This is a genomic window from Streptomyces sp. NPDC014995 (assembly GCF_043080745.1).
In the GTDB taxonomy this organism is placed as follows: Bacteria; Actinomycetota; Actinomycetes; order Streptomycetales; family Streptomycetaceae; genus Streptomyces.
In genome coordinates, this window is record NZ_JBIBVX010000005.1 from 190780 (window position 1) to 214051 (window position 23272).

Annotated in this window: 20 protein-coding genes and 1 pseudogene; 9 read left to right on the top strand and 12 right to left on the bottom strand. The window is 72.2% G+C overall.

Annotation, left to right across the window (positions count from 1 at the left end; all coding sequences use genetic code 11):
- Positions 1 to 160: 160 nt before the first annotated feature.
- Positions 161 to 331 (top strand): annotated as a pseudogene (locus tag ACF1A1_RS12590) (DUF5999 family protein); the annotation flags it as partial.
- A 76-nt stretch (positions 332 to 407) separates the two neighbouring features.
- Here the strand turns inward: ACF1A1_RS12590 and ACF1A1_RS12595 are convergent.
- From ACF1A1_RS12595 to ACF1A1_RS12635, 9 genes are all read right to left on the bottom strand, one after another.
- Complete coding sequence (locus ACF1A1_RS12595) at positions 408 to 1151, bottom strand: PIG-L deacetylase family protein (protein WP_391999298.1); 744 nt, start codon at positions 1149 to 1151, stop codon at positions 408 to 410.
- 79 nt (positions 1152 to 1230) lie between these two features.
- Positions 1231 to 2532 (bottom strand): alpha/beta fold hydrolase, encoded by a 1302-nt coding sequence (locus ACF1A1_RS12600; protein ID WP_391999300.1) that lies wholly within the window; start codon positions 2530 to 2532, stop codon positions 1231 to 1233.
- Between the two features lie 103 nt (positions 2533 to 2635).
- Positions 2636 to 3655, bottom strand: coding sequence for a LacI family DNA-binding transcriptional regulator (locus ACF1A1_RS12605; RefSeq protein WP_391999301.1), 1020 nt, complete (start codon positions 3653 to 3655; stop codon positions 2636 to 2638).
- A 78-nt stretch (positions 3656 to 3733) separates the two neighbouring features.
- Positions 3734 to 5158, bottom strand: a complete 1425-nt coding sequence (locus ACF1A1_RS12610) for a BNR repeat-containing protein (protein WP_391999302.1) — start codon at positions 5156 to 5158, stop codon at positions 3734 to 3736.
- 61 nt (positions 5159 to 5219) lie between these two features.
- Positions 5220 to 5540: an L-rhamnose mutarotase gene (locus ACF1A1_RS12615; protein ID WP_301994841.1), complete on the bottom strand. Its 321-nt coding sequence runs from the start codon at positions 5538 to 5540 to the stop codon at positions 5220 to 5222.
- Positions 5541 to 5557: 17 nt separating this feature from the next.
- Positions 5558 to 6640 carry a rhamnose ABC transporter substrate-binding protein gene (gene rhaS / locus ACF1A1_RS12620; protein ID WP_391999304.1) on the bottom strand — a complete coding sequence of 361 codons (1083 nt, stop codon included), beginning with the start codon at positions 6638 to 6640 and terminating at the stop codon, positions 5558 to 5560.
- 30 nt (positions 6641 to 6670) lie between these two features.
- On the bottom strand, positions 6671 to 7672 hold the full coding sequence (locus ACF1A1_RS12625) for an ABC transporter permease (protein ID WP_391999306.1): 1002 nt from the start codon (positions 7670 to 7672) through the stop codon (positions 6671 to 6673).
- Positions 7665 to 8705: an ABC transporter permease gene (locus ACF1A1_RS12630; RefSeq protein WP_391999307.1), complete on the bottom strand. Its 1041-nt coding sequence runs from the start codon at positions 8703 to 8705 to the stop codon at positions 7665 to 7667. The genes ACF1A1_RS12625 and ACF1A1_RS12630 overlap by 8 nt, the downstream gene beginning before the upstream one ends.
- A complete protein-coding gene (locus ACF1A1_RS12635; protein WP_391999309.1) occupies positions 8702 to 10219 on the bottom strand; it encodes a sugar ABC transporter ATP-binding protein in 1518 nt (505 codons plus the stop codon). Before ACF1A1_RS12635 ends, ACF1A1_RS12630 begins: the two co-directional genes overlap by 4 nt.
- A gap of 307 nt (positions 10220 to 10526) precedes the next feature.
- On the opposite strand from ACF1A1_RS12635, the gene rhaI reads away from it, so the two are divergent.
- The 6 genes from rhaI to ACF1A1_RS12665 all read left to right on the top strand — a co-directional run bounded on the left by rhaI (position 10527) and on the right by ACF1A1_RS12665 (position 18265).
- Positions 10527 to 11687: an L-rhamnose isomerase gene (gene rhaI, locus ACF1A1_RS12640; protein WP_391999311.1), complete on the top strand. Its 1161-nt coding sequence runs from the start codon at positions 10527 to 10529 to the stop codon at positions 11685 to 11687.
- Positions 11688 to 11827: 140 nt separating this feature from the next.
- Positions 11828 to 13867, top strand: coding sequence for a bifunctional aldolase/short-chain dehydrogenase (locus tag ACF1A1_RS12645; RefSeq protein ID WP_391999312.1), 2040 nt, complete (start codon positions 11828 to 11830; stop codon positions 13865 to 13867).
- Between the two features lie 5 nt (positions 13868 to 13872).
- Entirely contained in the window at positions 13873 to 15324 is a 1452-nt protein-coding gene (locus ACF1A1_RS12650) for a rhamnulokinase family protein (protein ID WP_391999313.1), read from the top strand.
- A 72-nt stretch (positions 15325 to 15396) separates the two neighbouring features.
- Positions 15397 to 16152, top strand: coding sequence for a (Fe-S)-binding protein (locus ACF1A1_RS12655; protein WP_391999315.1), 756 nt, complete (start codon positions 15397 to 15399; stop codon positions 16150 to 16152).
- On the top strand, positions 16149 to 17627 hold the full coding sequence (locus ACF1A1_RS12660) for a LutB/LldF family L-lactate oxidation iron-sulfur protein (RefSeq protein WP_391999316.1): 1479 nt from the start codon (positions 16149 to 16151) through the stop codon (positions 17625 to 17627). The genes ACF1A1_RS12655 and ACF1A1_RS12660 overlap by 4 nt, the downstream gene beginning before the upstream one ends.
- Positions 17624 to 18265: a lactate utilization protein C gene (locus ACF1A1_RS12665; RefSeq protein WP_391999318.1), complete on the top strand. Its 642-nt coding sequence runs from the start codon at positions 17624 to 17626 to the stop codon at positions 18263 to 18265. Before ACF1A1_RS12660 ends, ACF1A1_RS12665 begins: the two co-directional genes overlap by 4 nt.
- A 22-nt stretch (positions 18266 to 18287) precedes the next feature.
- Here the strand turns inward: ACF1A1_RS12665 and ACF1A1_RS12670 are convergent, their stop codons facing one another.
- Together ACF1A1_RS12670 and ACF1A1_RS12675 are read right to left on the bottom strand one after the other, a co-directional pair.
- Positions 18288 to 19829 (bottom strand): FAD-dependent oxidoreductase, encoded by a 1542-nt coding sequence (locus ACF1A1_RS12670; RefSeq protein ID WP_391999320.1) that lies wholly within the window; start codon positions 19827 to 19829, stop codon positions 18288 to 18290.
- A gap of 57 nt (positions 19830 to 19886) precedes the next feature.
- Complete coding sequence (locus tag ACF1A1_RS12675) at positions 19887 to 20306, bottom strand: CBS domain-containing protein (RefSeq protein ID WP_391999322.1); 420 nt, start codon at positions 20304 to 20306, stop codon at positions 19887 to 19889.
- Between the two features lie 257 nt (positions 20307 to 20563).
- Between ACF1A1_RS12675 and ACF1A1_RS12680 the strand changes: the two genes are divergently transcribed.
- Positions 20564 to 21421, top strand: a complete 858-nt coding sequence (locus tag ACF1A1_RS12680; RefSeq protein ID WP_391999324.1) for an AAA family ATPase — start codon at positions 20564 to 20566, stop codon at positions 21419 to 21421.
- The gene (locus tag ACF1A1_RS12685) at positions 21418 to 22782 is read left to right on the top strand and encodes a VWA domain-containing protein (RefSeq protein WP_391999326.1); all 1365 of its coding nucleotides are present in this window, start codon (positions 21418 to 21420) and stop codon (positions 22780 to 22782) included. The genes ACF1A1_RS12680 and ACF1A1_RS12685 overlap by 4 nt, the downstream gene beginning before the upstream one ends.
- Before the next feature lie 27 nt (positions 22783 to 22809).
- Here ACF1A1_RS12685 and ACF1A1_RS12690 read toward each other — a convergent pair whose 3' ends face one another.
- Positions 22810 to 23169, bottom strand: a complete 360-nt coding sequence (locus tag ACF1A1_RS12690) for a cupin domain-containing protein (protein WP_391999328.1) — start codon at positions 23167 to 23169, stop codon at positions 22810 to 22812.
- Between the last annotated feature and the right edge of the window lie 103 nt (positions 23170 to 23272).

Here is a 23272-nt window from a genome sequence, read left to right on the forward strand (position 1 = left end):
GCGGTTCGGGAGCGGACACCGCGGTGGCCCCCGCCCGGCACGGAACCTCACCGCCGGTTCTCCGGCCGTGTGGGGGTCCTCTCATCCCACGGAAAACAACGTCGGCTATCACGGTGTCAGGAGCCGCAGCGGCAGGAGCCGACGGACCGAGGAGTACGTCATGTGCAGTCACCAGCCCCCGTGCCCGGCCGCGGACGGCGCCGGCCGTCACACGGCCGTCGTCGTCACGGCCCACCCCGAGCAGGGGTGGAGCCTGCTGTGCGACGGAACCGTCGTCTTCGACGACACCGGCGAACTCCTGCCGGACGGGCGGGTGGTGGATCCGCACCGCGTCCCCGGCCCGCCCGGCGTCGAACGGCACGGCGTGCGGCAGACGACGGACGCGCTGCCCGCCGGCAGCCCCTCCCCTATCGGCTGAACAACTCGAACGCCACGGCCGGCTTGCCGCCGAAGCGCTCCGCCAGCGAACCGGCGACCCCGGTCAGGAAACCGCGGGCATACACGTCGGGTTCCTCGTCGGTCAACGCCTCGATGTAGGTGCGGTGTTCGAGCAGCGAGGCCACGGCCCGCTCCAGACCCGCCCGCGCGTCCACGGCGTGGGTGGGGGACGCGGATCCGGCCACGGCGACCCAGCGGACGCCGTTCCACGGCTCGAGTCCCTCGTCGGCCAGTTCCGGGAAGATCCAGCGGTTGCCGGCGTCCCCGGCCGCGTCGAGGGTGGCACGGCCGACGGCCACGTGGTCGGGCGTGTTCCAGGCGACTCCGCCCCAGGTGTCGCGGTGGTTCAGGGTGATCACCAGTTCGGGGCGGTGGCGGCGGATGGCGGCGGCGATGTCACGGCGCAGGGCCGTCCCGTACTCGATCACGCCGTCCCGGTGGTCGAGGAACTCGACCGTGGAGACGCCGACCACGGCCGCGCTCGCCCGCTGCTCCCGCTCCCGCAGCGGGCCGCACTCGGCGGGCGGGAGCGTGTCGATGCCGGCCTCGCCGCGGGTCGCCAGCACATAGGCGATCTCGCGGCCCGCGTCGGTCCAGGCGGCGATCGCCGCGGAGCACCCGTACTCGAGGTCGTCCGGGTGCGCCACGACGGCGAGGGCTCGGGACCAGTCCTCGGGCATCGGCTGGAGCTGGGAGATCGTCGGCTCGGTCATGTCCGCAGACTAACCGGGGCCCGCTCCCCGGCACCCGTCCCCGGCATCCCGCGAGGTCCCGGGGCGTCACCCGTCCCTCTCAGACCTCGTCGCGCGTCAGGGCCAGCAGGCGGTCGAGAACGCGGGGGCCGCCGGCCCGGACGCCGTCGTGTTCGAACTCGTCGGTGACCCAGGTGCGCAGTCCGCGGACGGCACGCGCGGTGCGCAGGGAGTGGGCGGTGTCGACGTACAGGTCGTCGTGGTAGATCGCCGCCGCGACCGGCACCTCGTTGGCGGCGAGGCGGGCGGGGTCGTACAGCGGTGTCCAGTCGGTGCGGGCGGCGAGGAGGCCGGCGGTCTCGCGCAGCGGGCGCAGCGCGGGATCGCAGTCGAACAGCCAGGGGTGGACCGTCTCGCCGGTCAGCAGCAGCGGCCCGTCGCCCGCGAGCGCCTTCGCCGCGTCGAACTGCGGGAACTCCGCGCGCACCCGCTCGGCCGACCAGGCGGTGGGGCGGCTGTCCTGGCCGTAGATCGCCTCATGGACCAGGGCGTAGAGGGGGTGGCTCGCGTAGGAGAGCAGGCCCTGCACCTCCTCCTGGAAGGCGTCCGACAGGGCGGGGCCCCGCGGGGTGCGGACGAACGCCTCCTCGAGGAGGTGGTGCAGACGGTGGCTGCCCTCGGCGCCGCCGAGGAGGATGCCGAGCGACTGGAAGGCCTCGACCGTCAGCCGGTAGCCGTTCGGGAGGGTCACCTCGTGCGTCAGGAGGTGGTCGGCGATACGGCGGGCCCGCTCGACGTCCTGCGGATAGCGGGCGTAGTGCGCGGCGACCTTGCGCTCCATGCGCGGGTAGGCGGCGCGGTAGACGTCGTCGGCGTGGGCGTCCAGGGAGGGCAGACCGCCGGTGATCACCGCGGCGGCGAGGCCCTCGGGGGCCAGGGAGAGGTAGGTGACGGTGCAGAAGCCGCCGAAGCTCTGCCCGAGGACCGTCCAGGGGGCGCCGCCGGTGACCTCGCGGCGCACCAGCTCGCAGTCGCGGACGATCGAGTCGGCGCGGAAGCGGGTGAGGTAGTCGGCCTGCTCGGCGGGGCCGCCGCGCAGCGGGAGCGTCTGCCGGTTGGCGGGCGTGGAGTGGCCGGTGCCGCGCTGGTCGAGGAGGAGGACGCGGTACTCCTTCAGGGCACGGCCGAGCCAGGCCGGCTTCCCCACGAAGCGGTTGGCGCCGAAGCCGGGTCCGCCCTGGAGGTAGAGCAGCCACGGCAGGTCCTGACCCGCCTTGTCGCTCGCGACGACCTCGCGGGCGTACAGCTCGATCGTCTCTCCGGCCGGGTCGGTGTGGTCGAGGGGCACGGTGAAGTGGCGGTCGGTGAGGACGACGCCGGGCTGGCGGTAGCTGACGGACAACAGGGGCTCCCGGGACGATCGGTGTGCGGACCGCGTCCCAGTTCAGCACATGGTCGGCCGGCTGCCGAGCCCCGGGGATCATGCACGGTTACTGAACGGGGGCTCAGCGCGCCGACAGGCTGGAGCGCCGCACCACCAGCTCCGGCTGGAGCACGACCCGCCGGTGTTCGTGCCTGCCGCCGTCCTCCTCCGTCTCCTCCAGCAGCATCTCCGCGGCCAGGGCGCCCATGGTGACGGCGGGCTGACGGACCGAGGTGAGCGGTACGGCCGCGGCGGCCGCGAACTCGATGTCGTCGTAGCCGACGATCGCGAGGTCGTCGGGGACGTTGACGCCGGCCGCGTACATCGCCTGGAGGACACCGAGGGCGAGCAGGTCGTTGGCGCAGAACACGGCGGTCGGGCGGTCGGCGAGGCCGAGCAGGCGGGCGCCCGCGTCCCGGCCGGCAGCCACGTCGAGCCGTTCGGTGGGCAGTTCGCGCAGGTGCTCGGGGCCGAGGCCGGCCTCGGCGAGCGCGTTGAGGGCGCCGGTGCGGCGGTCGCGGACCTGGGTGAAGCCGGGCGGGCCGCTGACGTAGGCGATCGAGCGGTGCCCGGCGTCGATCAGATGGCGCACGGCGAGCGCGCCGCCGGCCACGTCGTCGACGGAGACCGAGCACTCGGTGGTGCCCTCGGAGACCCGGTCGACCAGGACGAACGGGATGCCGTGCCGGCGGAAGGAGGCGATGTTGCGCCCGGTCGCGTCGGCCGGGGTGAGCAGCACGCCCCGCACCCGCTGCTCGGCGAAGAGCGCCAGGTACTCGGCCTCCTCGCCGACGCTCTCGGCGCTGTTGCAGACCATCACGCCGAGCCCGGCCCGGCGGGCGGCCCGTTCGGCGCCGCGGGCGACGTCCACGAAGAAGGGGTTGCCCATGTCGAGGACGAGCAGCCCCATGATCCTGCTGCGGCCCGCGCGCAGCTGACGCGCGGACTCGCTGCGGACGTAGCCGAGTCGGTCTATCGCGGACAGCACGCGGGCCCGGGTCTCCGTGGCGACGGTGTCCGGGCGGTTGATGACGTTGGACACCGTGCCGACGGAGACTCCGGCGGCACGGGCGACATCCTTGATACCCACCGACTGGGCCATCGGGCGAGGACCTCCAGAGAACGAGGGGCGGCGGGCGAGGCCTTCACATTACCGTCATCCCGCCGCACACCAGACCGGTCAGGCGGGCAGCCGGAAATCGACGACGTGGAGTGCCGAGGGGGTCGTACCGCTCGACTTCTCCTGGTACATGACGGACAGGACGTTCTCCTGGACGACACGCGTCTCGTCGACGACGACCTCGCCGAAGGCGTTGAGGCCGCTGCCGTCGAAGAGCAGCTTCCAGTCGGTGTGACCGGAGGCCTTCGAGGCGCCGGCGATCCGGCCGAAGGGGAAGATCGCGTAGGCGTTGTCGTACTTGTCCAGGACCAGCTTGGTGCGCTGGCTGGAGCCGAGCACGACCGGGATCTCGGTCTTCTGCCAGGTGCCCGAGGCGTTCTTGCGGACGTGGAAGGCACGGCCGTTGGCGGTGCGGTTGGCGACGTAGTTGGTCGTGCACTGGCCGAAGCGGCCGGGGACGTAGCTGATGATCGCGTGCGGGAGGCCGGCGGAGTCGGTGAACTGGCTCTCCTGGTTCATCAGGGAGTGGTCCGGGTTGAGCGGGTCCACCACCAGGCCGGCGTCGGTCACGGACACCCGGTCGGAACCGCCGGTGGTGCCGACGACGGTGCCCGCGTTGTTGCGCCAGGTGCGGCCGCGGTCGTCGGAGTAGACGTAGCCGGTGTCGTGGTTGGTGATGCCGCCGCTGGAGCACATCACGGCGCCGTTCTGCTCGCGCCAGGTGAAGAAGGAGTGCAGGCGGCCGTTCTTGTCGTAGTCGATGCCGTGCAGGTACATGTTGCGGGCCGTCGAGGAGCCGTGCTCGCTGGTGTAGGTGCCGGTGGAGCTGGTCCACTCGCCCAGGTTGGTCCAGGACGTGCCGTTGTACTCGGCGATCGCGTTGCGGCCGTTGCCGGAGATCCCGACGCGGTAGCTGAGCTGGAGCCTGCCGTCGGGCATCGAGACGAACTGCGGGTAGGTGAACTGCGAGGTGAGGGCGAGCCCGTCGAGGGTCGACTGGGGGGCGCCGAAGCGGCTCGTGGTCCAGCTCAGGCCGGCCGGGTTGTCCATGAGCCCGGCGACCGACTTGACGTAGGTGAAGCCGTCGCTGTGCGAGTCCATGTTGAGGTGCAGACGGCCGTCGACCTTGGAGACGCCCATGGAGATGACGTTGTGGGAGTCGTTGTAGCGCAGGGTGTGGCCGACCTTGACGGTGGACCAGGTGGTGCCGCCGAGGACGCGGCGGCCGACGACGGCGTTGCGGTCGGCGGTGTACCAGACGGCGTACTGGTAGCCCTTGTAGGTCAGCAGGCCGTTCTTCTGGAACGAGTTGTTGTTGACCAGGCCGTCGTACGACACGAAGAAGATCGCCTGGCTGTCGAGCGTCGTGTTCCCGGTCTGGGTGACCGACGGGCCGGGGTCGGCGGCCCGGGCGGTGCCTGCACCGAGGACGGGGGTCACCACGGTACCGGCGAGGGCGGCGCCCAGCAGCGTACGTCGTTTCATCTCGGGGGACTCCATTGTCGAGCGAGCTGAGGGAGGGGGACGGGGGTGGCGCTCGGGGGGTTCAGGCGAGGTGGAAGACCTCGGTGAGCGGTTTCATGGCCTCGTCGGGCCGGGCGCCGTCCAACGACTCGAAGAACGGCGCCATCTCCGCCTGCCAGCGGGCGTTGACATCGGTGGCTTCCATGCCGGCCACGGCGGCCGCGAAGTCCTCGGTCTCCAGGTAGCCGACGAGCAGGCCGTCCTCGCGCAGGAAGAGCGAGTAGTTGTGCCAGCCGGTGGCCGAGAGGGCTTCGAGCATCTCCGGCCACACGGCGGCGTGCCGCTCGCGGTACTCGTCGAGGCGGTCGGCCCGGACCTTCAGCAGGAAGCACACGCGCTGCATCAACACCCCTCCGGGGATCAGAAGTTGAACTGGTCGATGTTCTTGGCGTCGAACACGGTCGGCTTGCCGAGGCTGATCACGCCGTCCTTGCCGATGGTGTAGGTGGTGCCGCCGGCCTTGAAGGTCTCGCCCTCCTTGCCGGTGATCTGGCCGGAGACCAGCGCCACGGCCGTCTGCGCGGCCAGCGCGCCGAGCTTCGACGGGTCCCACAGCTCGAAGGCTTCGACGGTGCCGTTCTTGACGTACTTGCGCATGTCGTTGGGGGTGCCGAGGCCGGTCAGCTTGACCTTGCCCTTGTACTTGGAGCCCGACAGGTACTGGGCGGCGGCCTTGATGCCGACGGTGGTCGGGGAGATGATCCCCTTCAGGTTCGGGTACTCCTGGAGCAGGCCCTGGGTCTGCTGGAAGGACTGCTGGGCGTCGTCGTTGCCGTACGCGACCTTGACGAGCTTGATGTCCTTGTACTTCGGGTCCTTCAGCTCGTCCTTCATGAAGTCGATCCAGATGTTCTGGTTCGTCGCGGTCTGCGCGGCGGACAGGATCGCGATCTCGCCCTTGTAGCCGATCTGTTCGGCGAGCAGCTGCACCTCGGTGCGGCCGAGGTCCTCGGCGGAGGCCTGCGAGACGAAGGCGTTGCGGCACTCCGGGTTGGTGTCGGAGTCGTAGGTGACGACCTTGATGTCGTTGCTCATGGCCTGCTTGAGCGCGGTGCACAGGGCGCCCGGGTCCTGGGCGGAGACGGCCATCGCGTCGACCTGCTGCTGGGTGAGGGTGTTGACGTAGCTCACCTGGCCGGAGGTGTCGGTGGCGCTGGACGGGCCGACCTCCTTGTAGTTGGAGCCCAGCTCCTTCAGGGCCGCCTCGCCGCCCTTGTCGGCCGAGGTGAAGTACGGGTTGTTGACCTGCTTGGGCAGGAACCCGACGGTGAGGCCCTTCTTCGTGGCCGCGTTCGGGTCGGCCTTGCCGGCGGAGGCGGCGGCGCCCGTGCTCTCGTTCTTCACGTCCTCCTTGGTGGTGCCGCCGCAGGCGGTGGCGGCGAGGGCGAGGGAGGTGACGGCGGCGAGGGCCGTGCAGGCACGACGGAGGGATGACTTGCGCATGGCGGGGATTCCTTTACGGGGAGGGCGGGATTACGACGTCGGGGCCGAGGCGGCGGCTCTGCGACCCGCCCTCGCGACGGAGATCTGACGCGCGACCCGAGGGCCGAGCACCGAGACGACGAGCAGGACGCCGGTGACGACGATCTGCGACTGGGCGGAGACGTTGAGGAGGCTCATCACGTTCTGCAGGGCGCCGAGCAGGAAGACGCCCGCGATGGCGCCGCCGAGGGTGCCCTTGCCGCCGTCGAAGTCGATGCCGCCGAGGAGGACGGCCGCGACGACGGACAGTTCGAGTCCGGTGGCGTTGTCGTAGCGGGCGCTGGCGTAGTGCAGGGCCCAGAAGACGCCGGTGAGGGAGGCCATCAGGCCGGTCACCGTGAACAGGACGAGCTTGTGCCGCTTCACACGGACGCCGGCGAAGCGCGCGGCCTCCTCGCTGGCGCCGATCGCGAACAGCGACCGGCCGAACGGGGTGGCGTGCAGGACGATCACGGCGATCGCGAGCAGCACCAGGAAGGGCAGGAAGGCCTGCGGGAGGAAGCTGTCCCCGACGCGGCCGGCCGCGAAGTCCAGGTACTGGCCGGGGAAGTCGGTCACCGCGTCGGAGCCGAGGACGATCTGGGCGATGCCCCGGTAGGCGGCGAGGGTGCCGATGGTGACGGCGAGGGACGGCAGCCCGAGGCGGGTCACCAGCAGGCCGTTGACCAGCCCGCACGCCACGCCCAGCAGCAGGCAGATCGGGATGATCGCCTCGATGGTCATGCCCTGGTTCCACAGGGCGCCCATCACCGCGCCGGACAGGCCGGCCGTGGAGGCGACCGACAGGTCGATCTCGCCGGAGACCACCAGCAGCGTCATCGGCAGGGCGATCAGCGCGATCGGCAGGGTGTTGCCGATCAGGAAGGACAGGTTCAGCGCGTTGCCGAAGCCGTCGACGAAGGAGAAGGAGAACAGCAGCAGGACGATCAGGAGGGCGCCGACGACCGTGTCCCAGCGAATCGCGCGGCTCGCGAGAGATCCGGACTCAGGCATGGCGGGCGTTCCTCTTCTTCAGGGCCGACGCCACCCGCAGCGCGACCACACGGTCCACGGCGATGGCGAGGAGGAGCAGGATGCCGTTGATGGCGAGCACCCAGACGGAGCTGACGCCGAGGGCGGGCAGCACGCTGTTGATGGAGGTCAGCAGCAGCGCGCCGAGCGCGGCGCCGTAGACGCTGCCGGAGCCGCCGGTGAAGACGACACCGCCGACGACGACCGCGCTGACGACGGTGAGTTCGTAGCCGTTGCCGGTGCCGGAGTCGACGTTGCCGAAGCGGGCCAGGTACATCGCGCCCGCGAGGCCCGCGAGGGCGCCGCAGAAGGTGTAGGCGACGAGGATCCGCTTGCGGACGGGGATGCCGGCGAGGCGGGCGGCCTCCGGGTTGGAGCCGAGCGCGTACAGCTCGCGGCCGCTGCCGAAGTGCTTGAGGTAGTAGGCGGTGGCGACCAGGACGAGGAGGGCGATCAGCGCGAGATACGGCACGGCGGAGATGCCGCCGGAGCCGAAGTCGACGAAGGAGCCGGGCAGGTCGGCCGCGGTGATCTGGCGGGAGCCGACCCAGATGGAGTCGATGCCCCGGATGATGTAGAGGGTGCCGAGGGTGACGACGAGGGCCGGCACCTGGCCGAGGCTGACCAGGAGGCCGTTCAGGAGGCCGAAGCCGATGCCGAGCAGGACCGCCAGGGCGATCGCGACGACCGGGTTGCCGCCGCCCTGGAGATAGGTGCCCGCGGCGAAGGCGGTGATGCCGAGCGTGGAGCCGACGGACAGGTCGACGTTCCTCGTGATCACCACCAGGGACTGGCCGGTGGCGACCAGGACCAGGATGGTCGCGTTGAGCAGCAGGTCCTTGATGCCCTGCTCGGACAGGAACTCGCTGTTGCCGGCCTGGGTGACGGCGATCATCACCAGGAACACGAGCAGGATGGCGAGTTCGCGCATCTTGAAGACGCGGTCGACCAGCCGGGTGCCGCTGGACTTGGGCACCTCGGCGGCGGGGGCTTGGTTCGGGGTGATCACCGTCATGCGGCGGCCCTCCCGGTGGCGGCGGCCATCACGGTTTCCTCGGTGGCGTCGGAGCGGGGGATCTCGGCGGTCAGCTGGCCCTCGTGCATCACCAGCACGCGGTCGGCCATGCCGAGGACCTCGGGCAGGTCGGAGGAGATCATCAGGACGGCGACGCCGTCGGCGGCCAGTTGCGACAGCAGCCGGTGCACCTCGGCCTTGGTGCCGACGTCGATGCCACGGGTCGGCTCGTCGACGATGAGCACCTTGGGGCCGGTGGCCAGCCACTTGGCGAGGACGACCTTCTGCTGGTTGCCGCCGGACAGGGTGTTCACGGTGTCGGCGATCCGGGCGTACTTCACCTGGAGCTTGACCGCCCAGTCGAGGGAGCGGCTGCGTTCGGCGCCGCGGTCCATCAGGCCGGCCCTCACGGTCGTCCGGAGTCCGGTGAGGCCGATGTTGCGCTCGATGGACATGTCCATCACCAGGCCCTGGGCCCGCCGGTCCTCGGGGACGAGCGCGAGCCCGGCGGCCATGGCGGTGGAGGGGGCGCCGTTGACGAGCGGCTTCCCGCCGACCTCGACCTCGCCGGCGTCCCACCGGTCGATGCCGAAGACCGCCCGGGCGACCTCGGTGCGCCCGGCGCCGACGAGTCCGGCCAGGCCGACGATCTCGCCGCGCCGGACCTCGAAGGAGACGTCGGTGAAGACGCCCTCCCGGGTCAGGCGGCGGACGCTGAGGGCGACCTCGCCGGGCGTGACGTCCTGCTTGGGGTAGAGCTCGTCGAGGTCGCGGCCGACCATCCGGCGGACCAGGTCGTCCTCGGTCATGCCGTCCAGCGGTTCGCTGGCGATCCAGGCGCCGTCGCGCAGGGTGGTCACCCGCCGGCAGATCTCGAAGATCTCCTCCAGCCGGTGCGAGATGAAGAGGACCGCCGCACCTTGCTCGCGCAGGGTGCGCACCACGCCGAAGAGGCGGGCGACCTCGCTGCCGGTGAGGGCGGCGGTCGGCTCGTCCATGATCAGGACGCGGGCGTCGAAGGAGAGCGCCTTGGCGATCTCCACGATCTGCTGGTCGGCGATGGACAGGCCGCGCGCCGGGCGGTCGGGGTCGAGATCGACACCGAGGCGCTCCATCAGGGCCGCGGTGGCGTTGTACGTGGCCTTGTGGTCGATGCGGCCGAGGGCGCGCCGGGGCTGGCGGCCCATGAAGATGTTCTCGGCGATCGACAGGTCGGGGAAGAGCGTGGGCTCCTGGTAGATGACGGCGATGCCTGCGTCGCGTGCGTCACCGGGGCCGTGGAAGACGACGGGCTCACCGTCGAGCAGCACCTGGCCGGCGTCCGGTCGGTGCACCCCGGCGAGCGTCTTGATCAGGGTCGACTTGCCCGCACCGTTCTCACCGGCGAGGGCGTGCACCTCGCCGGGGAACAGCTCCAGGGAGACGCCCCGCAGGGCGCGTACGGCGCCGAAGGACTTGGCGACGTCCCGGAGCGCCAGCACCGGGGCTGGTCCCGTGTCGGACGGGTGGGTCATGGGTGGCTCCTCGACGACGTCCGCGGACGGCGCCCACCGGGGGCTGTCACGACGTCGTGAAAGGTTTCAACTGGATTGCCGGGACGTTAGGCATGCGGGGCATGTCACGTCAATGGGTCCGCGTCGAAAAATTTTCGATAGTCGAAGGTCACGCGCCGGTCACGGAAGACGGACCTGGACAGAGGGCTTGACACGCCTCCGGCGGGCTCATAGCTTCCCGTTCTGAATCGTTTCACCTGTAGAGCTCTTCAGGAGCTCGTCCGAAGCTCGTCCGGAGTGTTCCGGACCGATGTCACAGGAGCCCGAAGTGACCGACCTCGCCGCGGTGAAGGCCGCGCTGAAGACACAGGCCGTCGAGACGCCGTCGTGGGCGTACGGGAACTCGGGGACCCGCTTCAAGGTGTTCGCCCAGCAGGGCGTGCCGCGCACGCCGCAGGAGAAGCTGGACGACGCGGCCCAGGTGCACGCCTTCACGGGTGTGGCCCCGACCGTCGCCCTGCACATCCCGTGGGACAAGGTGGAGGACTACTCCGCACTTGCGAAACACGCCGAGGACCGGGGTGTGCGGCTGGGCGCGATCAACTCCAACACCTTCCAGGACGACGACTACAAGCTGGGCAGCATCTGCCACCCCGACGCCGCGGTCCGCCGCAAGGCCGTCGACCACCTGCTGGAGTGCGTCGACATCATGGACGCCACCGGGTCGGCGGACCTGAAGCTGTGGTTCGCCGACGGGACGAACTACCCCGGCCAGGACGACATCCGCGCCCGGCAGGACCGGCTCGCCGAGGGGCTGGCCGAGGTGTACGAGCGGCTCGGGGACGGCCAGCGGATGCTGCTGGAGTACAAGTTCTTCGAGCCGGCCTTCTACACGACCGACGTACCGGACTGGGGCACGGCGTACGCGCACTGCCTCAAGCTCGGGCCGAAGGCGCAGGTAGTCGTCGACACCGGGCACCACGCGCCGGGGACCAACATCGAGTTCATCGTCGCCACGCTGCTGCGGGAGGGGAAGCTCGGCGGCTTCGACTTCAACTCGCGGTTCTACGCCGACGACGACCTGATGGTGGGGGCGGCGGACCCGTTCCAGCTGTTCCGGATCATGTACGAGGTCGTGCGCGGGGGCGGGTTCACCTCCGACGTCGCGTTCATGCTCGACCAGTGCCACAACATCGAGGCCAAGATCCCGGCGATCATCCGTTCGGTGATGAACGTGCAGGAGGCCACGGCGAAGGCGCTGCTGGTCGACCGGTCGGCGCTGGCGGACGCGCAGGCCTCCGGGGACGTGCTGGAGGCGAACGCCGTCGTGATGGACGCGTACAACACGGACGTACGTCCGTTGCTGGCCGAGCTGCGCGAGGAGATGGGGCTGGACCCCGACCCCATCGCCGCGTACCGGGCGTCCGGGTGGGCCGAGAAGATCGTCGCCGAGCGGGTCGGTGGGGAGCAGGCCGGGTGGGGGGCGTAGGCGTCCGCCGGGTTCCGCCGTCCACGGGACGCGGCCGTGTGCGGCTGATCGCGCCCACGCGGCGGAGCCGCACCTCGATACAGCCCCGCGCCCCCAAGGGCGTGCACTCACCCCTCTTTCGAGTTAAGGACTGACAGTTCATGGCAACCCATCCCGAAGCCGCCGCCCTCCTCGCCCGCTCGCACCGGCTGGGCGCCGATCCGCGCAACACCAACTACGCCGGCGGCAACGCGTCCGCGAAGGGCTCCGACACCGATCCCGTCACCGGTGGCGACGTCGAGCTGATGTGGGTGAAGGGGTCCGGTGGGGACCTCGGGACGCTCACCGAGGCGGGGCTGGCCGTGCTGCGGCTGGACCGGCTGCGGGCGCTCGTCGACGTCTACCCGGGGGTCGAGCGCGAGGACGAGATGGTCGCCGCGTTCGACTACTGCCTGCACGGAAAGGGCGGGGCCGCGCCCTCGATCGACACCGCCATGCACGGGCTGGTCGACGCCGCCCACGTGGACCACCTGCACCCCGACTCCGGCATCGCGCTCGCCTGCGCCGCCGACGGCGAGAAGCTGACCGCCGAGTGCTTCGGGGACAGCGTGGTGTGGGTGCCGTGGCGGCGGCCCGGTTTCCAGCTGGGACTGGACATCGCGGCCGTGAAGGAGGCCAACCCGCAGGCCGTCGGCTGCGTCCTGGGCGGGCACGGCATCACCGCCTGGGGCGACACGGCCGAGGAGTGCGAGCGCAACTCGCTGCACATCATCCGCACCGCCGAGGCCTTCCTGGCGGACCGGGGCCGGCCGGAGCCCTTCGGGCCGGTGATCGAGGGGTACGAGCCGCTGCCCGAGGCCGGCCGCCGGGAGCGGGCCGCCGCGCTCGCCCCGTACGTGCGCGCCGTCGCCTCGCAGGACAGGCCGCAGGTCGGACACTTCACCGACGCGGACGTGGTGCTGGACTTCGTCTCCCGCGCCGAGCACCCGCGGCTGGCGGCCCTGGGCACCTCCTGCCCGGACCACTTCCTGCGCACCAAGGTGCGGCCCCTGGTCCTCGACCTGCCGCCGACCGCCCCGCTGGAGGAGGCGATCGCCCGTCTCAAGGAGCTGCACGCCGCCTACCGCGAGGAGTACGCCGCCTACTACCAGCGGCACGCCGAGCCCGACTCCCCCGCCATGCGCGGCGCCGACCCGGCCATCGTGCTGATCCCCGGCGTGGGCATGTTCTCCTTCGGCAAGGACAAGCAGACCGCGCGGGTCGCGGGCGAGTTCTACGTGAACGCGATCAACGTCATGCGGGGCGCCGAGGCGGTCTCGACGTACGCGCCGATCGAGGAGTCGGAGAAGTTCCGCATCGAGTACTGGGCGCTGGAGGAGGCCAAGCTCCAGCGGATGCCGAAGCCGAAGCCGCTGGCCACGCGGGTGGCCCTGGTGACGGGCGCCGGCAGCGGGATCGGCAGGGCGATCGCGCACCGGCTGGTCGCCGAGGGCGCGTGTGTCGTCGTCGCGGACCTGAACGCGCAGAACGCCGCCGCCGTCGCCGAGGAGCTGGGCGGACCGGACAGGGCCGTCGCCGTGACCGTCGACGTGACGTCCGAGGAGCAGATCGCCGGGGCCTTCCAGGCCGCCGCGCTCGCCTTCGGCGGGGTCGACCTCGTCGTCAACAACGCCGGCATCTCCATCTCCAAGCCGTTGCTGGAGACCTCCGCCAAGGACTGGGACCTCCAGCACGACATCATGGCCCGCGGGTCCTTCCTCGTGTCGCGTGAGGCGGCCCGGGTGATGATCGCGCAGGGGCTGGGCGGCGACATCGTCTACATCGCGTCGAAGAACGCCGTCTTCGCCGGGCCGAACAACATCGCGTACTCCGCGACCAAGGCCGACCAGGCCCACCAGGTGCGGCTGCTCGCCGCCGAGCTGGGCGAGCACGGGATCCGCGTCAACGGCGTCAACCCGGACGGGGTCGTGCGCGGCTCCGGGATCTTCGCGGGCGGCTGGGGCGCGCAGCGCGCGGCCGTCTACGGGGTGAAGGAGGACAAGCTCGGCGAGTTCTACGCGCAGCGGACCATCCTCAAGCGCGAGGTGCTCCCCGAGCACGTGGCCAACGCCGTGTTCGCGCTGACCGGCGGCGAGCTCACCCACACCACCGGGCTGCACGTCCCGGTCGACGCCGGCGTCGCCGCCGCCTTCCTCCGGTGACGGCCGTGCGCTCGTACGCCGCGGTCGACCTCGGCGCCTCCAGCGGGCGGGTGATGGTCGGCCGCGTGAGCCCGGACTCGCTCCGGCTGTCGGAGGCGCACCGCTTCCCCAACCGGCCCGTGCGGGTACCGGAGGGGCTGCGCTGGGACGTCCTCGGGCTGTACGCGGGTGTCCTCGACGGTCTGCGGGCGGCCGGTGCCCACTGCGGTGGACGGCTCGACTCCGTCGGCATCGACAGCTGGGCCGTGGACTACGGCCTGCTGGACGCCGACGGGGCCCTGCTCGGCAACCCGGTGCACTACCGCGACGCCCGCACCGAGGGCGTCGCGGAGAAGGTGTGGGCCACCGTGCCGGCCGCCGAGCTGTACGCGGCGACCGGGATCCAGTACGCGCCCTTCAACACGCTCTACCAGTTGACGGCCGCGGCCTCCTCGGCCCAGCTCGCGCACGCCCGGCGCCTGTTGCTCATCCCCGACCTGCTGACGTACTGGCTCACCGGCGAGCAGGGCACCGAGCTGACCAACGCCTCCACCACCCAGCTCGTCGACCCCCGCACCCGGGACTGGTCGTACGACATCGCCACCCGGCTCGGCGTCGACCTGGAGCTGTTCGCCCCGCTGCGGCAGCCGGGCGACCCGGCGGGACCGCTGCGCGCGGAGGTGCTGGAGGAGACGGGCCTGACCGGTCCGGTGCCGGTGACGGCCGTCGGCTCGCACGACACCGCCTCCGCGGTGGCCGCGGTCCCGGCGGCCGGCGAGCGCTTCGCCTACATCTGCACCGGCACCTGGTCCCTGGCCGGCCTGGAGCTCGACGCCCCCGTGCTCACGGAGGAGAGCCGCGCCGCCAACTTCACCAACGAGCTGGGCCTGGACGGCACGGTCCGCTACCTCCGCAACATCATGGGCCTGTGGCTGCTCCAGGAGTGCGTACGGGCCTGGGGCGACCCGGACCTGGGCGGGCTGCTGCGCGAGGCGGCCGCCGCGCCGGCGCTGCGCTCGGTCGTGGACGCGGGCGACGCCGCCTTCCTCGCGCCCGGCCGGATGCCCGAGCGGATCGCCGAGGCGTGCCGGGCCTCCGGGCAGCCGGTGCCCCGGTCGCCCGGCGAGATCACGCGGTGCATCCTCGACTCGCTCGCCCTGGCGCACCGCCGGGCGGTCGAGGACGCCCAGCGGCTCGCCGGCCACCCCGTCGACGTGGTCCACATCGTCGGGGGCGGCACCCGCAACGCCCTGCTGTGCCAGCTCACCGCCGACGCCTGCGGGCTGCCCGTGGTGGCCGGTCCGACGGAGGCGGCCGCCCTCGGCAACGTCCTCGTGCAGGCGCGGGCGCACGGGCTGGTCGGCGACCGGCACCCCATGCGCCGACTGCTCGCCCGCACCCAGCCACTGACGCGCTACGAGCCGCAGGGCGGCACCGGGCGCTGGCGCGACGCGGAGGCCCGGCTCGCCCCACGGTGAGCCGGGGCCTCCCCCGGGACGCGCCCTCCCCTTACGCTTCACCCATCCGATGACCAACCCCAAGGAGCCGCGATGCGTGTCGCACTGTTCCTGACGTGTGTCAACGACACGCTGTATCCGGACACCGGCCGTGCCGTGGTGAAACTGCTGACCAGGCTGGGCGTCGAGGTCGACTTCCCGATGGCCCAGACCTGCTGCGGGCAGGCCCACTACAACACCGGCTACCGCCATGAGGCCGAGCCCCTGGCCCGGCATTTCTCCGATGTCTTCGGGGAGTACGAGGCGATCGTGACGCCCTCCGGGTCGTGCGGGGCCATGGTGCGGGAGCTGTATCCGCGGATGGGTGAACGGGCGCGGGCCGAGGGGCGCGGGGACGGTCTCGCGCAGACGCTGGCGCCGGTGGTGCCGAAGACGTACGAGCTGACCGAGTTCCTGGTGGACGTGCTGGGGGTGACGGACGTCGGCGCGTACTACCCGCACAGGGTGACCTACCACCCGACCTGCCACGGACTGCGCGGGCTCGGGCTCGGGGAGCGGCCCCGGCGGCTGCTCGAAGCGGTCGGGGGGCTGGAGCTGGTGGAGCTGCCGGGCGCGGAGGAGTGCTGCGGTTTCGGCGGGACCTTCGCGCTGAAGAACTCCGACGTCTCGGCGGCGATGGGCGCGGACAAGGTGCGCAACGCCGAGTCGACGGGCGCGGAGGTGCTGTGCGCGGCCGACAACTCCTGCCTGATGCACATCGGCGGCACCATGACCCGGCTCCGGACGGACATGCGGCCGGTGCACATCGCGGAGATCCTGGCGAGCACGGAGGAGGAACCGGCCGTATGAGCGGGACGTTCGTGGGAATGCCGGCGTTCCCGAAGGCCGCGCGCGAGGCCGTCGGCAACGAGACCCTGCGGGGCAATCTGCGCCATGCGACGCACACCATCCGCGGCAAGCGGGCGAAGGCGGTCGCCGAGGTGTCGGACTGGGCGGAGCTGCGGGAGGCGGGCAAGCGGATCAAGGACCACACGCTCCGTCACCTCGACCGCTACCTCGTGCAGCTGGAGGAGTCGGTGACGGCCGCCGGCGGCGTCGTCCACTGGGCGGCCGACGCCGACGAGGCCAACGAGATCGTGGCCCACCTCGTCAAGATGACCGGCGAGTCGGAAGTGGTCAAGGTCAAGTCCATGGCCACCCAGGAGATCGGGCTCAACGAGGCGCTGGAGGCCGAGGGCATCCGCGCCTACGAGACCGATCTCGCCGAGTTGATCGTGCAGCTGGGCAGGGACCGGCCCTCGCACATCCTGGTCCCCGCCATCCACCGCAACCGCGGCGAGATCCGCGACATCTTCCGGGACGAGATGGGCGAGTGGGGCCGCCCCGCCCCCGAGGGCCTCACCGACACGCCGGCCGAACTCGCCGAGGCCGCCCGGCTGCACCTGCGGGAGAAGTTCCTGCGGGCCAGGGTCGGCATCTCCGGCGCCAACTTCATGGTCGCCGAGACCGGCACCCTCGTCGTCGTCGAGTCCGAGGGCAACGGCCGGATGTGCCTCACCCTGCCCGAGACGCTGATCTCCGTCGTCGGCATCGAGAAGATCGTGCCGACGTGGCGGGACCTGGAGGTCTTCCTCCAGACCCTCCCCCGCTCCTCCACGGCCGAGCGCATGAACCCCTACACCTCGACCTGGACCGGCACCACCGACGGCGACGGACCCAGCACCTTCCACCTGGTCCTGCTCGACAACGGCCGCACCGACACCCTCGCCGACGAGGTCGGCCGCCAGGCCCTGCGCTGCATCCGCTGCTCGGCCTGTCTGAACGTGTGCCCGGTGTACGAGCGGGCCGGCGGCCACGCCTACGGCTCGGTCTACCCGGGTCCGATCGGCGCGATCCTCAGCCCCCAGCTCCGGGGCACGGCCAGCGAGATCGACGCCTCGCTGCCGTACGCCTCCTCGCTGTGCGGTGCCTGCTACGAGGTGTGCCCGGTCGCCATCGACATCCCCGAGGTGCTGGTGCATCTGCGGGAGCGGGTCGTCGAGGGCGGGCCGGTGACGCGGGAGGGCAACAAGGTGGTGCTGAAGCCCGCCAAGGGGCATGCCGCCGAGCGGGCGGCGATGCGGGCGGCGCGCTGGGCGTTCGCCCGGCCCGGCGCCCTGCGGGCGGGGCAGCGGCTGGCGTCCCGTACCCGCCGGCTGCATCCGCATACGCTGCCCGGGCCCGGCAGGGCGTGGAGCGGTACGCGGGACCTGCCGGCGGTGCCCGCGGAGCCGTTCCGCGACTGGTGGCAGCGGACGAACGGTGGAAAGGACGAGGCCAGGTGAACAGCAGAGAGCGGATCCTCGGGCGGGTGCGGCGCGCGCTCGCCGACGTCCCCCGCCAGGACGCCCCGTACGAGGAGGCCGTCCGCCGTGACTACCTGCGCGCGCACGGTGAGCTCGGCGTCGAGGAGACGGTGGACCTGCTCGCGGAGAACCTCGAGGACTACCGGGCGGTCGTGCACCGCTGTACGGAGGAGGAGCTGCCCGGTCTCCTCGTGCGGCTCCTGACCGAGCGGGGGGCCACGAGCGTCGTGGTGCCGCCGGAGCTTCCGCCGCACTGGCTGAAGGCCGTCGAGGCCACGCGCGTCCACGACCGCCCGGCCGGCACCCCGCACGAACTGGACCGCGTCGACAGCGTGGTCACCGGGTGCGCCGTGGCCGTCGCCGAGACCGGCACCATCGTCCTGGACGGCTCACCCGACCAGGGCCGCCGCCGTATCACCCTCGTCCCCGACCACCACATCTGCGTCGTCCGCGTCCCCGACCAGGTCGTCGCGTCCGTGCCGCAGGCGCTCGAACGGCTCGACCCGGCCCGTCCGCTGACGTGGATCTCCGGCCCGTCGGCGACCAGCGACATCGAGCTGGACCGGGTGGAAGGGGTGCACGGCCCGCGCACCCTGGAGGTGGTCCTGGTCGGCTGAGCGGTGCCGGCGCGTCACGGCGTCACAGGTCGCGGCGCTCCAGGGGCTTCTGGGCCGGGCCCTGGATGACCCGGCCGTCCACGCCGAACCGGGAGCCGTGGCACGGGCACTCCCAGGCGCGTTCCGCGCGGTTGAAGGCCACCACGCAGCCCAGGTGGGAGCAGCGGGCGGTGAGGGCGTGCAGCTGTCCGTGCTCGTCGCGGTGGACCGCGCAGCGCTCCCCGGAGACGCGGACGACCGCGCCGTCACCGGGGGCGATGTCGTCCACGGACGGGCCGCTCGCCGACGGCAGCCGGTCGCCGACGAAGTGGCGGGCCACGTCGGCCTGGTGCTTGAGGAAGGCGGCGCCCTCGCGGACGACGGACGCGATGCGGCGGGGGTCGTACAGGTCGCTCCACGGGCAGGCGCGGCCGGTGATCCGCTCGCTGAGCAGGCGGCCCGCCATCATGCCGCTGCTCATGCCCCACCCGCCGAACCCGGTGGCGACGTAGGTGTTGCGGCTCCCGGGATGGAGGGGGCCGACGAGCGGCACGGAGTCGGTGGAGTCGTTGTCCTGGGTGGCCCAGCGGTGGGTGAAGGTCAGGTCGCCGAAACGGTCGGTCGCCCAGGCGGCGAGCCGCTCGAAGCGCTCCTCGACGTCCCCGCCGGTGCCGGGGCTGAAGTGCTCGCCGGTCACGATCAGCAGGCGCCGCCCGTCCGGGAGCGGCGCCGTGCGCACCGAGCGGGTGTTCTGCTCCTGGGTGATGTACATGCCCAGCGGGGCCCTGGCGGCGTCGACGGGTGCGGTCAGCACCAGTTCGCGGCGCGGGGACAGGCGGGTGAAGAGCAGGGCGCGGTCGAAGACCGGGTAGTGGGTGGCGACGACGACGGAGTGGGCGGTCACCTTGGTCGCCGACGCCGGGGACTCGACGGTCAGCTCGCAGGGCTCGCCCTCGTGGAGGCCGGTGACACGGCTGTACTCGTGGATCGTGCCGCCGAGACGCCGGATGCCGTCGGCGACGGCCAGGAGGTACTTACGGGGGTGGAACTGGGCCTGGCCGGCGACCCGGACCGCGCCGACGACGGGGAACGGCAGATCCGTCTCCGTCACGTACTCGGCGGGCAGCCCCGCCTCCCGCGCGGCCTCCGCCTCGGCCCTGAGCTGGTCGGTGTGGGCCGGGTCCTCGGCATAGGTGTAGGCGGCGGTCTCCTCCCACTCGCAGTCGACACCCAGTTCCTCGGCGGTCTCGGCGGCGTGGCGGATGGCGTCCATCTGCGAGCGGGCGTACAGCTCGGCCCCGTGCCGGCCGCGGGTGCGGCGCAGGTGGTCGTAGACGAGGGTGTGCTGGGCGCTCACCTTCGCCGTGGTGTGGCCGGTGACGCCGGCCGCGATCCGGTGCGCCTCCAGCACCGCGACCGAACGGCCCCGCCGGGCCAGTTCCCAGGCCGTGCTGAGTCCGGCGATGCCCGCGCCGACGACGGCGACGTCGACGGTGAGCGGCCCCTCCAGGGGGGGTGCCGGATCACCGGGTGGTGCGGTGTGCAGCCAGTACGACCCGTGGATGTCCGCCTGCTGTCGTTCCATGGGTGCCCGGGTTCCCGCGACCGGCCCGGTCACACGGCCGGGCCGGGGACGCGCGGTCTACTGGTTGGACTTGGCGGCGCTGATGTCGCCGAGCGCCGAATCCGGATCGCGCTCGATGGCCAGGTCGCCGAGGGAGACGATGCCGACCGGCCGGCCCTCCTCCACGACCGGGACGCGGCGCACCGCGTGCTCGCGCATCACCTGGACGGCGTGGTCCAGGTCCTCGTCCGGGGTCACGGTGACCAGGTCGTCGCTGCAGACGGAGGCCACCGTCGTCTGCTCCGGGTCGCCGCCCTCGGCCAGGGCGCGCACCACGAGGTCGCGGTCGCTGACCAGGCCGCGCAGCCGGTCCTCTTCCGTGACCAGGACCGCCCCGATGTTCTCGTCCCGCATGAGCCGGGCGACGGACGTCACCGAGGCCTGCGGTTCCACCGTCACGGGTTCGGCGGTCATGATGTCCCGCACGTGCTGAGTCACGGCGTGTCCTCCTTCCGGTTCCGGTGGTGTCCGTCACCACCGCTCGGCGACCGGGTACCCGCCGTACGCCACCGCACCCGGGACGGCCGCCGGCGGCAGCGCCGGAAGCGGCGTCACTGCTGCTGGTCGTATGCCCGGCGGGCCTTCTCCACCTCGGGCAGATCTGATGACAAGCGCACTGAACAAGCGCTTAGATAGGGGTTCGGAACCCCGCGCCACCTGTCGCCCCAGCCCGCGCCCCGCCCCGGGAGGCCCCGTTGTTCACGTCCGTCGACGATGTCTCCGCGCGTCTCGCCGAGACCGGCTACCTCGCCTCCGCCGCCGTCGCCACCACCGTCTTCCTCGCCGACCGGCTGGGCAAGCCGCTCCTCGTGGAGGGCCCGGCCGGGGTCGGCAAGACCGAACTCGCCAAGGCCGTCGCGCAGGTGGCGGGAGCCCGGCTGGTGCGCCTGCAGTGCTACGAGGGCGTCGACGAGTCCCGGGCGCTGTACGAGTGGAACCACGCCAAGCAGTTGCTGCGCATCAGCGCGGGCCGCGACGAGAGCTGGGACGAGACGCGCACGGACATCTTCAGCGAGGAGTTCCTGCTCCCGCGGCCCCTGCTGACCGCGATCCGCGGCGACGAGCCGACGGTGCTGCTGATCGACGAGACCGACAAGGCCGACGTCGAGATGGAGGGCCTGCTCCTGGAGGTGCTCAGCGACTTCCAGGTGACCGTCCCGGAGCTGGGCACGATCGCCGCGACCCGCCGCCCCTTCGTCGTCCTGACGTCCAACGCCGGCCGTGAGCTGTCGGAGGCCCTGCGCCGCCGCTGCCTCTTCCTCCACATCGGCTTCCCCGAGGAGGAGCTGGAGCGCCGGATCGTCCGGCTGAAGGTGCCCGGCATCGACGCGGCGCTCACCGAGTCGGTCGTCCGGGTGGTGGGCGCGCTGCGCGCGATGGACCTGCGCAAGGCGCCCTCCGTCGCCGAGACCGTGGACTGGGCGCGCACGCTGCTCGCCCTGGGCGCCGGCACCCTCGACGAGGCCCTGGTCCGCGACACCCTGGGGGTGATCCTCAAGCATCAGGACGACGTGCTGAGGGCGGCCGCGAAGCTCGACCTGGACGCCGTATGACGGCCCCGTCGGACGCGGACGCCGCGGCCCGGCTCACCGGGTTCGTCGCCGCGCTGCGCGCGCACGGCGTCCGCATCGGCACCGGTGAGACGGTGGACGCGGCCGAGGCGGTGGCCGCGCTGGGGTTCGCGGACCGGGTGCTGCTGCGGGAGGGACTGGCCGCGACGCTGCTGCGCGGGACGGACCAGCGGCGGCTGTTCGACGCCGTCTTCGACCTGTACTTCCCGCGCGGCGTCGGCGCGCCCGAGGCGGAAGCGGGTGACCGGGACGGCCTGCGCGACCGGCTCGCCGACGCGCTCGCCGCCGACGACGAGGCGCTGCTGGCCCGGTTGGCGGTGGAGGCGGTCGACGGGCTGGGCGGCTACGGCAGTTCCCCGGGATCGGACGGCTGGTCGTCGTACCAGACGCTCGAACGGCTGCGTCCGCAGACGCTGTTGGCGCGGGTGCGGGACGACGTCCGGCGGCGCGGCGGCGGTGACGGCTTCGCCGGCCGGCTGCTGGAGGACGAGATCCGGCGGCGTATCGACGCCTTCCGGGCACTGGTCGCCGCCGAGGCGCGGCGGCGGGTGGCGGAGCGGCGCGGACGGGACGAGATCGCCCGGCGGGCGGTGGCGCCGACCGCCGACCGGGTCGACTTCCTGTACGCGGGGAAGGACCGGCTGGCCGAACTCCGGCGGACGGTGCAGCCGTTGGCGCGCAAGCTGGCCACCCGGCTGGCCGCGCGGCGACGCCGGGCCTCGCGGGGCACGATCGACCTGCGGCGCACCCTGCGCGGCTCCCTGTCGACGGGTGGGGTGCCGATGCGGCCCGTGCTGCGCCGCCGTCGCCCGGCGCGGCCGGAACTGGTGCTGCTGTGCGACGTGTCGGGCTCGGTGTCCGGCTTCTCCGACTTCACGATGCTGCTGGTGCAGGCGCTGCACGACCAGTTCGCCAAGGTGCGCGTCTTCGCCTTCGTCAACCGGATCGACGAGGTCACCGGCCTTCTCGACCACGGCGCGGCCGACCCGGAGGGCCTCGGCGCCCGCATCCGCGCCGAGGCGACCCTGACCGGCTGGCACGGCAGCAGCGACTACGGCGTGGCCCTGGGCGAGTTCGCCCAGCGGTACGCCGGCGCGGTCGGCCCGCGCACGACGGTCTTCGTACTCGGCGACGCCCGTACGAACATGAGCGACCCCAACCCGGCGGCCCTCCGGGAGATCGCCGGGCGGGCCCGCCGCGTCCACTGGCTGAACCCGGAGCCGCGCCCGCAGTGGGGCACGGGCGACTCCGCGGCGTACGACTACGCCGAGCTGGTGTCGATGCACGAGTGCCGCAACGCCCACCAGCTCGGCGCGCTGGTGGGCGGGTTGCTGCCGGTCTGACGGTCTCCGCTCTCCCCCGGGCCGGTCTCACTCGGACTTCGCGTACTCCTTGGCCATCTGCCCCGCGAAGTCGTAGGCCACGACCTGCTCGTCGCCCACGACCCAGGCGTCGTGGCCGGGCGGGCACACGAACACGTCGCCGGGGCCGACTTCGCTCTCGCCGCCCTCGTCCATGCGGATGTGCAGGCGGCCCTGGACGATGTAGCCGTTGTGGTGGACCTGGCAGCTCTCGGTTCCCGCGATCGGCGCCACGGACTCGGACCAGCGCCACCCGGGCTCGAAGGTCGCCACGGCGAAGTCCAGCCCGGTCATGTGGACGGCCTCGAGGTGACCACGTGGGAAATCGCGCCGCTCGTCCGGCTTGTCGAGCGTCTTCACTTCCAGCATGACGCTCCTCCCTTCCGGCCGCGGGTCACCGCGGCCCGGCCCGGTCTCCCCGCCGGCCTGGCGCCTCCGGTGGCGGCCGGACCCCACACCCCCATCGTCCGCC